The following is a 13,095-nucleotide window of genomic DNA, read 5'->3' on the forward strand; positions in this document are numbered from 1 at the left end:
GTTATCAAAAGATCATTTCAGCGTGCAGTCCCCGCACTGCTGCACATCCGGCAGGCGATAGCGCTGGCAGCAGGTGCGGCGCACAAGCTGTCCTTCACGTAAAACCACGGTTCGCCACAGCGGATTATCCTCGCCGTTGGATAGCTGTTTTTCGAAGAAGCAGCGCTGGCGCAGAGCGGCCACTTTTTCATCTCCCAGCAACGTTTTCATTTCTCCCAGATACCAGTTAATCAGGTAGCCAGTATTGTTCCAGATAAGTTTGCCATTAATATCGCCGGTGGCTTCAAGCGCCTGCACGACGGGTTGTAAAGCCGTGGTGACCAGCTTTTCCATCCGGGACTGCGCGGACTCTGTCGGGGAAGTACCTGCTGAATGAACATCAATCCAGAAACAGGCGGCGCGGCCTGACTCATGAAACTCGACGCGCACATGTTCCGGCGCCAGGCTAATGGCGCGTTCTTCGCTCAACAGCGCCAACATTAAAGGGGGCACCAATAAACCGATGTACCATTGCGCCCAGAGGGACAGCAGCGGTTTTTGCTCACGGGGTTGACCGGGCTGGTGACGATAAATATGGTCGGACCAGGTCGCGATGAACGAACTCAGCGTCGCGGGCTGTGACCACTCAGCCAGAGTTAGCGCATGGGGAGGGGCTTCTTCATTCAGACGGAGAAAATCCAGCAGATGCGGACGTAACGCGCTAATTTTGTCGCGTATTGAATTTGCCAGTTCACGCTCAGCCGAAGGGAGCGGGGCCCGCCAGATGATCTCAGTATTGAATGCGAGTGAACGGTAAGCCATCGAGTGCCAGATACAAATCTAAATGATAATGATTTCTGATACTAATGCCGTGGTCCCGGCTTGGCAAGTGATTTGTCCGCGCGGCGACTCTTGCCGCGCGGTAAAGGATTAGCTGGCGAGAATGATGTTTCTTCCCATGTTTTTGGCTTCGTAGAGCGCGTTATCCGCCCGTTTCAGGGCGCTGTCGATATCAGCATCCACCAGCGGCGTCATACCGATACTAATGGTCACATTGGTCGCGACGCTTTCGTTAAACATATGCGGGATTTTCAGATCGTAGACCCGCTGACGGATGCGCTCTGCGGCCTGAAGAGCGTTCTCCGCGCTGCTGCTGGTCAACAGCACCATGAACTCTTCGCCGCCAAAGCGGGCTACGATATCGCGTGAGCGCACGGCGTTACGAATGGCGGCGGAAACCTGAATTAATGCCTGGTCGCCCATCATATGCCCATAGTGGTCGTTGTAGGCTTTGAAATGGTCAATATCCAGCAGCAGGACGTAATGTCCGGCGCTGTCCAGAGAGAGAACGGTATCCAGACGATTTTGTAAACCCCGACGGTTATACAAGCCGGTAAGCGGATCCAACATACTGAGATCGTTAAGGGTATTACGTTCCTTCAGCAGCTTATCCATTAGTCCCTGGGTGAATATATCGCTGCGTTTCTGAATTAAGCTTTGCAGGGTGATACCCGCAATAGGCAACAAGAAGCACCAGGACATGCGCAACCATTGTTCTCCGCCGCCAAGAATCAGGCAGGTAAGGTAGGTTGGTAAAGAGTGCAAAGTAAAGCCAATGATATTGCTGGAAAAAGCAATAGTGCCAATAAATAACACGCTTAATAAGGCGATCACCAGGTAGTTAAAATGCGGCGGACCCATCATCATTGCTTTTAGCGCAACGTGCCATGCCCAAAGCAGGCCAAATATCAGAGAAATAACCGGAATATTTATTTTGTGCTGAGCGAACTTACAGTGCCACAGCAGCAGGACCGTGCTGCAGGCAACAATCAGAAAACAGGGCAGAGTAAACGTGATGACGGTGAAGAGCGGGCTGACAAGGGATAAGAAAGATGAAACTAAATTAAGCAGTAAAAATAGCCGTAAGGAATACTGATATTTCTGTTCGTAATGGGAGCGCCAGGATTGTGCAGTCATGTCGGAGTTGTCATTATTAATCGTTAAAATTCAATGTGATGTTAGTTTGAAGTGAATAATAAAAAACAGTGCGCAAAATAAGGTTTTTACGAAATAATCAGATTATTTAATATATAATTTCTTTTGCTTAATTTATCACCTTCATGAATGTATGTCATTACTGCAAACGTAAAGAATAAAGGCTTCCCGTTTCCCTGACATGACAAATGATAAAAACTACCATATGATATTGGTTATCATTATCGTTACGAGAGGCGAAAACATGTTGCAGCGAACTTTAGGGAGTGGATGGGGCGTGGTGCTCCCCGGCGTACTGATTGCCGCGCTTGGGTTTGCCGATTTGTCGGTTGATGCCTGGCGCGCATTGGTGGCGCTGGGAATGCTTATGTCAGCGATGATGATTTGGCACCGTCAGCTGCGACATTTCGTTTTGCTGCCGTCATGCGTGGCGTTAGTCAGTGGAATGATGCTGATTATAATGAATGTCAAGCTGATGGGATAAAGCAGAAGGGATAAGAATATTGGTGCGAGGGGGGGGACTTGAACCCCCACGTCCGTAAGGACACTAACACCTGAAGCTAGCGCGTCTACCAATTCCGCCACCTTCGCACAGTATTCTTAATTTTTGATATCGCCTCGTTGGTGCGAGGGGGGGGACTTGAACCCCCACGTCCGTAAGAACACTAACACCTGAAGCTAGCGCGTCTACCAATTCCGCCACCTTCGCCCAGTGCGAGCAATATCAACGTGGATTATGGTGCGAGGGGGGGGACTTGAACCCCCACGTCCGTAAGGACACTAACACCTGAAGCTAGCGCGTCTACCAATTCCGCCACCTTCGCATACCATCGACACTATGAAAGTATCGTTACCACGGAGGCGCATTCTAGTGGTTTTCAGCTATTCGTCAATAGTTAATTGTATCAGTTGGATTGATTGTTGCAAAAATGGGCGGTCAGGGAGGGGAAGCATCGGCGACCAGCGGCTGCTGGCGCCGAAAAAAACGAGGTTATTTCTTCGCCTGACGCGTCATCACCGTTCGGTAGACCTTAAATCGGCCCGTTTGAGCAATCACTTCATGGAAGCCGAAGATCTCATCCAGCACGTTCGGGTAGGGCAGGAAGGCGTTGGCGACAATGCGGAGCTCTCCGCCGCTGTTGAGATGACGAACGGCGCCGCGGATCAGGGTTTGCGCGGCTTCCAGGCTGGTCTGCAGACCGTCGTGGAAAGGCGGGTTGGAGATGATCATGTCGAAACGGCCGTTTACTTCGGAGAACACGTTGCTGGCGAACACTTCCCCTTCGATGCCGTTAGCGGCGAGCGTAGCGCGACTGGCTTCTACTGCCGGCGCGCTGACGTCGCATAACGTTAAGCGAACTTTAGGCGAGTGGCTGGCCAGCACGGTTGCCAGCACGCCAGCGCCGCAGCCGACGTCCAGCACTTTACCTTTGGTATGCGGGGTGAGCGTGGAAAGCAGCAGCTGGCTACCAATATCCAGCCCGTCGCGGCTGAAGACGCCGGGAAGCGTTTTAATCGTCAGATTCTCCAGCGGGTACTCGCCCCAGTACTGTTCGGGATCGAACGTGGGCTGTTTCTCCAGACGACCGTGATACAGGCCACAGCGGCGCGCGCTGTCGATTTTGCTCAGCGGCGCATACTCCGCCAGCATCTGCTCGGCGCTGCGTACGCCGCTGCGGTTCTCGCCAACCACGAAAATATCAATACCGGTCGGCAGCAGCGAAAGCAGGTTCATCAGCTGAAACTGCGCTTCCGGTTTATTCTTTGGCCAGTAGTAGATCAGCGTATCGCAATCGGCGACATCGCCGGCCTCTGCGACCAGGCTATAGCGGGCATTTTCGCCCATCTGGCGGCTCAGTACCTGCCAGTGGTGGAACTGCTGGGTATGGGCGCGGCTGGCGGCCGTGTCCAGACGTGCGGGCAGGTCATCCTGCAGGTCACCGGCAAACAGAACGCGGGCGGACTCGAAATCATCACTGTGGCGCAGCAAGACTTCACTTGCCGGGGTAAAAGCGGACATGAAACACTCCTTCATTGAGACTGGCGCCGATTATACACGTTATCTTTCAGGCTGCCTCTTTGTTGGCGGTGGGACGCGCTCCGACCGCCGCGTAGTTTGTTGGCGCAGATACGACGGATTTGCTATATTGCGCGCTTAATTAACAGGAGTGTTTCGCTATGACATCCCGACGAGACTGGCAATTACAGCAGCTGGGCATCACCCAGTGGTCGCTGCGTCGTCCTGGGGCGTTACAGGGTGAAATCGCTATCTCGCTTCCTGGACATATTCGCCTGGTGATGGTGGCGGAAGAACCGCCATTGCTGAGCGAACCGCTTATCAGCGATATTCTGCGCGCGCTGGCCCTGACGCCGGAGCAGGTGATGCAGCTGACGCCTGAGCGCGTTGCGATGCTGCCTCAGGACGCACGCTGTAATAGCTGGCGGCTGGGCACCGACGCGCCGCTACCGCTGGCGGGCGCACAGATCGCCACGCCCGCTTTCGATGAACTTCAGACCAGTACGCCTGCCCGCATGGCGCTCTGGCAACAGATTTGCGCACATGAACACGATTTCTACCCTCAACCCGGCTGATTTGCCCCGCGCCTGGCAAATTGAAACGCGCGCCCACGCTTTTCCGTGGAGCGAGCAGACGTTTGCCAGTAATCAGGGCGAGCGCTATCTGAATCTTCAACTGTCCGTGGACGGCGTGATGGCGGCTTTTGCCATTACGCAAATCATCCTCGACGAGGCGACGCTGTTCAATATCGCCGTCGACCCCGCGTTTCAGCGTCGCGGTCTGGGCAGGGAACTGCTGGAACAGGTGATTGATGAGGTCGAAAAACGCGGCGTCGTCACGCTGTGGCTGGAGGTGCGCGCGTCTAACGTCGCCGCCATCGCGCTCTATGAAAGCTTAGGCTTTAACGAGGCGACGATTCGCCGCAACTATTACCCCACGGTCGACGGACGTGAGGACGCAATCATTATGGCACTGCCAATCAGTATGTAAGACAAGGTGATACGATGAAGTGGGACTGGATTTTCTTTGATGCCGATGAAACGTTATTTACGTTTGACTCGTTTAGCGGCCTACAGCGGATGTTTCTCGACTATAGCGTGACGTTCTCCGCAGAGGATTTTCAGGACTACCAGGCCGTGAATAAGCCGCTGTGGGTGGATTATCAGAACGGCGCCATTACTTCGCTTCAGCTGCAGCATCAGCGCTTTGACGGTTGGGCGGAGCGCCTGAATGTCCCTCCCGGCGAGCTGAACGCCGCGTTTATGAACGCGATGGCGGAAATCTGTTCGCCGCTGCCGGGGGCCGTATCGCTGCTCGACTCGCTGCAGGGGAAGGTGAAAATGGGCATCATCACCAACGGTTTTACCTCGCTACAGCAGACGCGTCTTGAACGTACCGGTTTACGCGATCACTTTGATTTGTTGATTATCTCCGAAGAGGTTGGGGTGGCTAAGCCGGATGCGCGTATTTTTGACTATGCGCTGGCGCAGGCGGGCAACCCCGATCGTTCGCGGGTGCTGATGGTTGGCGATACCGCTGAGTCTGATATTCGCGGCGGCGTAAATGCCGGCCTGGCGACCTGCTGGTTCAACCCCCATCAACGCGAGCTGCCCGCGGACCTCCGCCCGGACTGGACGGTCACCTCTTTGAGCGAACTGGAGCAACTCCTGTGTAAACACTGATTGCCTCCCCCCCATTGATGGGTAAAATAGCCGCAATTTTTTCGTATTCAACATGCGCGGCGCGTTGCCGCTTACTCAAGAAGATTGAATTATGACGTTGTCTCCTTATTTGCAGGAGGTGGCCAAGCGCCGCACTTTTGCCATTATTTCTCACCCGGATGCCGGTAAAACGACCATTACTGAAAAGGTTCTGTTATTCGGACAGGCGATTCAGACCGCCGGTACGGTAAAAGGCCGCGGCTCCAGCCAGCATGCAAAATCTGACTGGATGGAGATGGAAAAGCAGCGCGGTATCTCCATCACCACGTCCGTGATGCAGTTCCCCTATCACGACTGCCTGGTTAACCTGCTGGATACCCCGGGGCACGAAGACTTCTCCGAAGATACCTACCGTACCCTGACGGCGGTGGACTGCTGCCTGATGGTTATCGATGCCGCAAAAGGCGTCGAGGATCGTACCCGTAAGCTGATGGAAGTCACCCGTCTGCGCGATACGCCGATCCTGACCTTTATGAACAAACTTGACCGCGACATCCGTGACCCGATGGAGCTGCTGGATGAAGTGGAAAACGAGCTGAAAATCGGCTGCGCGCCGATCACCTGGCCGATTGGCTGCGGCAAACTGTTCAAGGGCGTTTACCATCTTTATAAAGATGAAACCTACCTGTATCAGACCGGTAAAGGCCACACCATCCAGGAAGTGCGCATCGTGAAAGGGTTAGACAACCCGGAGCTTGATGCGGCGGTGGGTGAAGACCTGGCGCAGCAGCTGCGCGATGAGCTGGAGCTGGTGCAGGGCGCGTCTAACGAGTTCGATAAAGAGCTGTTCCTGGCGGGCGAAATTACCCCGGTATTCTTCGGAACCGCGCTGGGTAACTTTGGCGTCGATCATATGCTGGACGGTTTAGTGGAGTGGGCCCCTGCGCCGATGCCGCGTAAAACCGACACCCGCACGGTGGAAGCCTCGGAAGATAAGTTCACCGGCTTCGTGTTTAAAATTCAGGCTAACATGGACCCGAAACACCGCGACCGCGTGGCCTTTATGCGCGTGGTTTCCGGTAAGTACGAGAAGGGCATGAAGATGCGCCAGGTGCGTATCGGCAAGGACGTGGTGATCTCCGACGCGCTAACCTTTATGGCCGGCGACCGTTCGCACGTGGAAGAAGCGTATCCGGGCGATATCCTTGGCCTGCATAACCACGGCACCATCCAGATTGGCGATACCTTCACCCAGGGCGAAATGATGAAGTTCACCGGTATCCCGAACTTCGCGCCGGAACTGTTCCGCCGTATTCGCCTGAAAGATCCGCTCAAGCAGAAGCAGCTGCTGAAAGGACTGGTACAGCTCTCGGAAGAGGGCGCGGTGCAGGTATTCCGGCCGATCGCCAATAACGATCTGATCGTCGGCGCGGTGGGCGTGCTGCAGTTTGACGTGGTTGTCGCTCGTCTGAAGAGCGAATACAACGTCGAGGCGATTTATGAGTCCGTCAACGTCGCGACCGCACGCTGGGTGGAATGCAGCGACGCGAAGAAATTTGAAGAGTTCAAGCGTAAGAATGAAATTCAGCTGGCGCTGGATGGCGGCGATAACCTGACTTATATCGCCCCGACCATGGTGAACCTGAATCTGACGCAGGAACGTTACCCAGACGTCCAGTTCCGTAAAACCCGCGAGCACTAATCCTCTTTGGAGCGCGGTTTTCGCCGCGCTCCACGCCATTTTCCCCTCGGTTTGCCCTTTCTGGAAAGTTCTTAATTCTTACCGTTTTGCGCGCTTTTTTACCCGTTAATGCCGCACTCTTCCGTGTATCTACTACATTTAATAAGTAATTTTTGGAATCCTGGCTTAATAGACTACTTATTTTGCTTTACCTGCTTAGATATAACGAGGAACGACGATGACAAGACTTAAGAGCGGCAAGACACTCCTGGCCCTCTTCCTGGGCTCAGCAATAATCAGCGCTTCGGCGTATGCAGAAAACTCGACCGTAGACAGCGCGAAATCTGCAGCAAGCAATGCCGGGCAAGCCGTCGATAATTCGATGAACAAAGTCGGGAATTTTATGGACGACAGCACCATCACCGCCAGGGTGAAAGCGGCGCTGATCGATCATAAAGATATTCGCAGCACCGATATCTCTGTGAAAACTGAAGATAAAGTCGTCACCTTAAGCGGGACGGTTGATAGTTCAGAACAGCACCAGCAGGCGCTTAGCGTCGCGAAGGCGGTTGAAGGCGTGAGCTCCGTTAACGATAAGCTTAGCGTGCAGAACGAAAAATCTGCTTCGCTGAAGGGCTATGCCGGCGACACGGCGGTGACCAGCGAGATCAAAGCTAAATTGCTGGCTGACGATATCGTTCCGTCGCGAAACGTGAAGGTAGAGACCACCGATGGCGTTGTACATCTATCCGGTACGGTCGCATCCAGTAAGCAGTCGGAGCGGGCGGAAGGTATTGCGAAAGCTGTATCCGGCGTCAAAAGCGTGAAGAACGACCTTAGCGTCAAATAAATCTATTCATTAAAAAAATTATTCTGCGGCCTTTCCGCAGGATGTGTAGCACCACAGGGTTGTGTATGCGCGGCCTGAGTGCGCAGAAAATCGACCGTCATTAACTATGGTAAGGAGAGACGTATGTTTAGATGGGGCATTATTTTTCTGGTGATCGCGTTAATTGCCGCCGCTTTGGGCTTTGGTGGCCTGGCTGGTACCGCTGCCTGGGCTGCGAAAATTGTCTTCGTTGTCGGTATTATCCTGTTCCTGGTCAGCCTGTTCACCGGCCGTCGGCGTCCCTAGACGTTAACGTGTGAAATACCGTCTTACATAAAGCCAGTCAATGTGACTGGCTTTCTCGGTTTCAGGGCGTTAAAAAATGCGTTACCTTTGTTTTTATAATAAGCAGGACAGGAAAGCAGGGTGGGGCAGCGAATTCCCGTTACGTTGGGCAACATTACGCCGTTATCTGTTAAACCCTTCCAGCCGGGCAGGCTTGCTCTGGTGTGCGAAGGCGGGGGACAGAGAGGGATTTTTACCGCCGGGGTGCTGGACGAATTCATGCGCGCGGGATTTAACCCGTTCGATATGATGTTTGGCACCTCTGCCGGGGCGCAAAACCTGTCGGCCTATCTATGCAACCAGCCCGGCTATGCCCGCAAGGTGATCACCCGCTACACCACCGCCCGCGAGTTTTTCGACCCGATGCGTTTTGTGCGCGGCGGAAATCTTATCGATCTCGACTGGCTGGTCGACAGCACCGCGAAAAAAATGCCGCTGGCGATGGCCTATGCTGAAGATCGTTTTGCCCAGGGCAAAGAGTTCTGGATGTGCGCCTGTCGCGGCGATGATTACACGCCAAACTACTTCTCCCCAACCCAGCAGACCTGGCTTGACCTGATTCGCGCCTCCAGCGCCATTCCCGGTTTTTACCGCAGCGGCGTGCTGCTGGACGGCGTGAACTATCTCGACGGCGGCGTCAGCGATGCGATCCCCGTGCAGGAAGCCGCCCGTCGCGGTGCGCAAACCATCGTGGTGATCCGCACCGTACCGTCCCAGATGTACTACACCCCGCAGTGGTTTAAGCGGATGGAGCGCTGGCTCGGCGAAAGCAGCCTGCAGCCGTTTGTGAATCTGGTGCAGCACCACGAAACCACCTATCGCTCCACCCAGGAGTTCATTGAAAAACCGCCGGGTAAGCTGAGAATTCTGGAGATTTATCCGCAGAAGCCGTTGAAGAGTATGGCGTTAGGCAGTCGTCTACCGGCGTTGCTGGAAGACTACAAGACCGGGCGCCAGTGCGGGCGCTATTTCCTCGCCACCGTCGGCAAACTGCTGGCCGACAGACCGCCGCTGCTGCGCCATGCGCCGCGTATTGCGGTGCCGAAAACGGTGGTTATCCCGCCGGCGCCGGTGGCCAATGAGATCCCCCAGGCTCCGGTTATCGCGGCCGTGCAGGCCAATGATGCCAGCTTTGAGAGTGAGGATCTGGCGTGACCCTGCGATTTATTGATACCCACTGCCATTTCGATTTCCCCCCGTTCACCGGTGACGAAAGCGCCAGTATTGCCCGGGCGGTGCGGGCTGGCGTGACGCAGATCGTGGTGCCCGCGACGGAAGCGGATAACTTTGACCGCGTGTTAGCGCTGGCAGAGAAGCATAGCGAGCTCTACGCCGCCCTGGGCCTCCACCCGATAGCGATTGAGCGGCATGGCGCCGACAGCCTTGAACGGCTTGAGCGCTGTCTGGCGAAACGCGATGCTAAGCTGGTCGCGGTCGGGGAGATAGGTCTCGATCTCTATCGCGAAGATCCGCAGTTTGAGCGCCAGCTTTCTGTATTTGAGGCGCAGCTACGTCTGGCGAAACGCTACGATTTGCCGGCGATCCTCCACTCCAGACGCACTCACGATAAGCTGGCGATGCTGCTGAAAAAACACGCTTTACCGCGAACCGGCGTGGTCCACGGTTTTGCCGGCAGCCTTCAGCAGGCGGAGCGGTTTGTGCAACTGGGCTATAAGATTGGCGTTGGCGGCACCATTACCTACCCGCGCGCCAGCAAGACCCGCGATGTGATGGCGCAGCTGCCGCTTTCGGCGCTACTGCTGGAGACCGATGCGCCGGATATGCCGTTGAACGGTTTCCAGGGGCAGCCGAACCGGCCCGAACAGGCGGCTCGCGTCTTCTCCACCCTATGCGAGCTGCGCCCTGAGCCCGCGGAAGTGATAGCTAATACCCTGATAGATAATACAAAAGAGATTTTTTCCCTTCAGTAACGTCTTACTGAGTGACCTGTGTCTCATTCCTGCCTTTTTATCTCATTGTTTTGCTTAAAATGTGTGAGCTGAAATAAGCGTGATGGTTTCATGCCGTTATAATCGCGGGGTTTTAGACTGAACTATCAATACACAGGGACTCTGTATGCAAATTATCATGGGACTTATTGGCATGGTGGTGCTGTTAGCCATCGCTGTGCTCCTCTCCAGTAATCGAAAAGCCATCAATCTGCGCACCGTCCTCGGTGCCTGGATTATCCAGGTCGGGATCGGCGCGTTAATTCTTTATGTACCGGCCGGGCGTACGGCGCTGTTGGCCATGTCGAACGGCGTTGCTAACGTGATTGCCTACGGCAATGAAGGGATCGGCTTTATTTTTGGCGGGCTGGTTTCCGATAAGATGTTTGAAGTCTTCGGCGGCGGCGGGTTTGTTTTTGCCCTGCGCGTCCTGCCGGTCATCGTCTTCTTCTCATCGCTGATCGCCGTGCTTTATTACCTCGGCATCATGCAGTTTGTTATCCGCATCCTCGGCGGGGCGCTGCGCGCGGTACTCAAAACCTCGCGCACGGAGTCGCTCTCCGCCACGGCGAACATCTTCGTTGGTCAGACCGAAGCGCCGCTGGTGGTGCGTCCTTACATCGCCACCATGACCCGTTCCGAGCTTTTCGCGGTGATGTGCGGAGGGCTGGCCTCGGTAGCGGGCTCCGTTCTGGCCGGTTACGCTCAGATGGGCGTACCGCTGGAATATCTGATCGCCGCTTCGTTTATGGCGGCGCCGGGCGGCCTGCTGTTCGCGAAGATTATCGTGCCGGAGACCGAGCAGCCCCGGGACAACCCGGCGATGGAAAAAAATGACGCCGATCCGCAGGCGCCGGCGAACGTGCTGGATGCCGCCGCATCCGGCGCGGCTTCCGGGATGCAGCTGGCGCTTAACGTCGGGGCGATGCTGCTGGCGTTTATCGCGCTGATTGCCCTGGTTAACGGTATTCTTTCCGGCGTGGGCGGCTGGTTTAACCATCCGGACCTGTCGCTGCAAATGATCCTTGGCTGGGTTTTCTCGCCGCTGGCGTGGGTGATTGGCGTGCCGTGGAATGAAGCCACCGTTGCCGGTTCGTTTATCGGCCAGAAGCTGATTATCAACGAGTTTGTGGCCTACATGAATTTCGGCGAGTATCTGAAAGCCGATACCGAGGTCGCTGCCGCCGGTTTGCAGGTGATTTCAACCCACACCAAGGCCATCATCTCCTTTGCCCTGTGCGGTTTTGCCAACCTGTCGTCCATTGCCATCCTGATTGGCGGACTGGGCGGCATGGCGCCTAATCGCCGCCAGGAAATTGCCCAACTGGGCATGCGGGCCGTGGCGGCGGGAACGCTGTCTAACCTGATGAGCGCCACGATAGCGGGCGTATTCCTCGCGCTATAACGCCGTCTTGCACGCCAAGAACCCCGCGGCATTGCCGCCGTGGGGTTCTCACTTCTGAGTGTTAAAATTCTATCATTTTATAATTCTCTATTTATCAACCACTCATGATGTATCTGGCATTTTTTCGCACAAAATGTCGGTGCCGGTGTCGAGGCTTGTTGCGAGGTTATGTTATAATAATAACATTGATTCGCAGTGGCGATTCCTGATTATGCTTATAGAGAGTCTGGCAGTGGAAGCGCACGGATTAGGCTTTATTTTGTGATTTTTATCACTATACAGTAATGCAAATTAGCAATTAGTTTTCATTAACTGTGATGTGTATCGAAGTGTAGCGGCGAGGGAATGTTACAATAGTAACAGACTCGCAAGGTGAACAAACTTTAAAACGGCACTACGCCGTCGGAGTATGAAATGACTGATTTAACGGCAAGCAGCCTGCGCGCGTTGAAACTGATGGACCTGACCACCCTGAACGATGATGACACCAATGAAAAAGTGATCGCGCTGTGTCACCAGGCCAAAACACCGGTAGGTAATACTGCCGCAGTGTGCATCTACCCGCGCTTTATCCCGATCGCGCGTAAAACGCTGAACGAGCAGGGTACCCCGGATATTCGCATCGCGACGGTGACTAACTTCCCGCACGGTAACGATGATATTGATATCGCGCTGGCGGAAACCCGCGCGGCGATCGCTTACGGCGCTGACGAAGTTGACGTCGTGTTCCCTTACCGCGCGCTGATTGCCGGCAACGAACAGGTCGGTTTTGACCTGGTGAAAGCCTGTAAAGAAGCCTGCGCGGCAGCAAACGTGCTGCTGAAAGTGATTATCGAAACCGGCGAACTGAAAGAAGATGCGCTGATTCGTAAAGCGTCTGAAATCGCCATCAAAGCCGGCGCCGACTTCATCAAAACCTCTACCGGTAAAGTTCCGGTGAACGCGACCCCGGAAAGCGCGCGCATCATGCTGGAGGTCATCCGCGATATGGGCGTTCAGCAGAGCGTCGGCTTCAAGCCGGCAGGCGGCGTGCGTAGCGCAGAAGACGCGCAAAAATTCCTCGCGATTGCCGATGAGCTGTTCGGTGCCGACTGGGCGGACTCTCGCCACTACCGTTTTGGCGCCTCCAGCCTGCTGGCAAGCCTGCTGAAAGCGCTGGGTCACGGCGATGGTAAGAGCGCCAGCAGCTACTAAAACGTAATTTGCCGACCTCAAGGCCGGATGTTGTCCGGCC

General features: G+C 55.0%; 14 protein-coding genes and 3 tRNA genes. 11 read left to right on the forward strand and 6 right to left on the reverse strand.

Annotated elements, in window-relative coordinates; all coding sequences use genetic code 11:
• Nucleotides 1–12: 12 nt before the first annotated feature.
• Together fhuF and BWI76_RS04055 are read right to left on the reverse strand one after the other, a co-directional pair.
• Nucleotides 13–801 carry a siderophore-iron reductase FhuF gene (gene fhuF / locus BWI76_RS04050; protein WP_004132120.1) on the reverse strand — a complete coding sequence of 263 codons (789 nt, stop codon included), beginning with the start codon at nucleotides 799–801 and terminating at the stop codon, nucleotides 13–15.
• Nucleotides 802–909: 108 nt separating this feature from the next.
• Nucleotides 910–1,956 carry a GGDEF domain-containing protein gene (locus BWI76_RS04055; RefSeq protein ID WP_024360402.1) on the reverse strand — a complete coding sequence of 349 codons (1,047 nt, stop codon included), beginning with the start codon at nucleotides 1,954–1,956 and terminating at the stop codon, nucleotides 910–912.
• Between the two features lie 262 nt (nucleotides 1,957–2,218).
• Between BWI76_RS04055 and BWI76_RS04060 the strand changes: the two genes are divergently transcribed.
• Nucleotides 2,219–2,458, forward strand: coding sequence for a DUF1435 domain-containing protein (locus tag BWI76_RS04060; protein ID WP_004132308.1), 240 nt, complete (start codon nucleotides 2,219–2,221; stop codon nucleotides 2,456–2,458).
• 20 nt (nucleotides 2,459–2,478) lie between these two features.
• Here the strand turns inward: BWI76_RS04060 and BWI76_RS04065 are convergent.
• The 4 genes from BWI76_RS04065 to rsmC all read right to left on the reverse strand — a co-directional run bounded on the left by BWI76_RS04065 (nucleotide 2,479) and on the right by rsmC (nucleotide 3,994).
• Nucleotides 2,479–2,565, reverse strand: a tRNA-Leu gene (locus BWI76_RS04065).
• A gap of 31 nt (nucleotides 2,566–2,596) precedes the next feature.
• Nucleotides 2,597–2,683 (reverse strand) — tRNA-Leu (locus tag BWI76_RS04070).
• A gap of 28 nt (nucleotides 2,684–2,711) precedes the next feature.
• A tRNA-Leu gene (locus BWI76_RS04075) sits at nucleotides 2,712–2,798 on the reverse strand.
• Nucleotides 2,799–2,965: 167 nt separating this feature from the next.
• Nucleotides 2,966–3,994, reverse strand: coding sequence for a 16S rRNA (guanine(1207)-N(2))-methyltransferase RsmC (gene rsmC, locus BWI76_RS04080; RefSeq protein WP_024360401.1), 1,029 nt, complete (start codon nucleotides 3,992–3,994; stop codon nucleotides 2,966–2,968).
• Between the two features lie 158 nt (nucleotides 3,995–4,152).
• Between rsmC and BWI76_RS04085 the strand changes: the two genes are divergently transcribed.
• From BWI76_RS04085 to deoC, 10 genes are all read left to right on the forward strand, one after another.
• Nucleotides 4,153–4,566, forward strand: a complete 414-nt coding sequence (locus BWI76_RS04085) for a DNA polymerase III subunit psi (RefSeq protein WP_004132304.1) — start codon at nucleotides 4,153–4,155, stop codon at nucleotides 4,564–4,566.
• Nucleotides 4,535–4,981, forward strand: a complete 447-nt coding sequence (gene rimI / locus BWI76_RS04090; RefSeq protein ID WP_004128686.1) for a ribosomal protein S18-alanine N-acetyltransferase — start codon at nucleotides 4,535–4,537, stop codon at nucleotides 4,979–4,981. Before BWI76_RS04085 ends, rimI begins: the two co-directional genes overlap by 32 nt.
• A 14-nt stretch (nucleotides 4,982–4,995) precedes the next feature.
• A complete protein-coding gene (gene yjjG, locus BWI76_RS04095; RefSeq protein WP_004128688.1) occupies nucleotides 4,996–5,673 on the forward strand; it encodes a pyrimidine 5'-nucleotidase in 678 nt (225 codons plus the stop codon).
• Nucleotides 5,674–5,764: 91 nt separating this feature from the next.
• Nucleotides 5,765–7,354, forward strand: a complete 1,590-nt coding sequence (gene prfC / locus BWI76_RS04100; protein WP_004128689.1) for a peptide chain release factor 3 — start codon at nucleotides 5,765–5,767, stop codon at nucleotides 7,352–7,354.
• A gap of 217 nt (nucleotides 7,355–7,571) precedes the next feature.
• The gene (gene osmY, locus BWI76_RS04105) at nucleotides 7,572–8,183 is read left to right on the forward strand and encodes a molecular chaperone OsmY (protein WP_004132300.1); all 612 of its coding nucleotides are present in this window, start codon (nucleotides 7,572–7,574) and stop codon (nucleotides 8,181–8,183) included.
• 123 nt (nucleotides 8,184–8,306) lie between these two features.
• Nucleotides 8,307–8,468, forward strand: a complete 162-nt coding sequence (locus BWI76_RS04110) for a DUF1328 domain-containing protein (RefSeq protein WP_003856556.1) — start codon at nucleotides 8,307–8,309, stop codon at nucleotides 8,466–8,468.
• 120 nt (nucleotides 8,469–8,588) lie between these two features.
• A complete protein-coding gene (locus tag BWI76_RS04115) occupies nucleotides 8,589–9,662 on the forward strand; it encodes a patatin family protein (RefSeq protein WP_004132299.1) in 1,074 nt (357 codons plus the stop codon).
• Nucleotides 9,659–10,438: a metal-dependent hydrolase gene (locus BWI76_RS04120; protein ID WP_004132297.1), complete on the forward strand. Its 780-nt coding sequence runs from the start codon at nucleotides 9,659–9,661 to the stop codon at nucleotides 10,436–10,438. Before BWI76_RS04115 ends, BWI76_RS04120 begins: the two co-directional genes overlap by 4 nt.
• 145 nt (nucleotides 10,439–10,583) lie before the next feature.
• The gene (locus BWI76_RS04125; protein WP_004132295.1) at nucleotides 10,584–11,861 is read left to right on the forward strand and encodes a NupC/NupG family nucleoside CNT transporter; all 1,278 of its coding nucleotides are present in this window, start codon (nucleotides 10,584–10,586) and stop codon (nucleotides 11,859–11,861) included.
• 414 nt (nucleotides 11,862–12,275) lie between these two features.
• Nucleotides 12,276–13,055, forward strand: coding sequence for a deoxyribose-phosphate aldolase (deoC, locus tag BWI76_RS04130; RefSeq protein WP_004132293.1), 780 nt, complete (start codon nucleotides 12,276–12,278; stop codon nucleotides 13,053–13,055).
• Nucleotides 13,056–13,095 lie beyond the last annotated feature (40 nt).

Origin of the sequence: Klebsiella sp. M5al (genome assembly GCF_002090195.1) — a bacterium.
Lineage (GTDB): Bacteria > Pseudomonadota > Gammaproteobacteria > Enterobacterales > Enterobacteriaceae > Klebsiella > Klebsiella grimontii.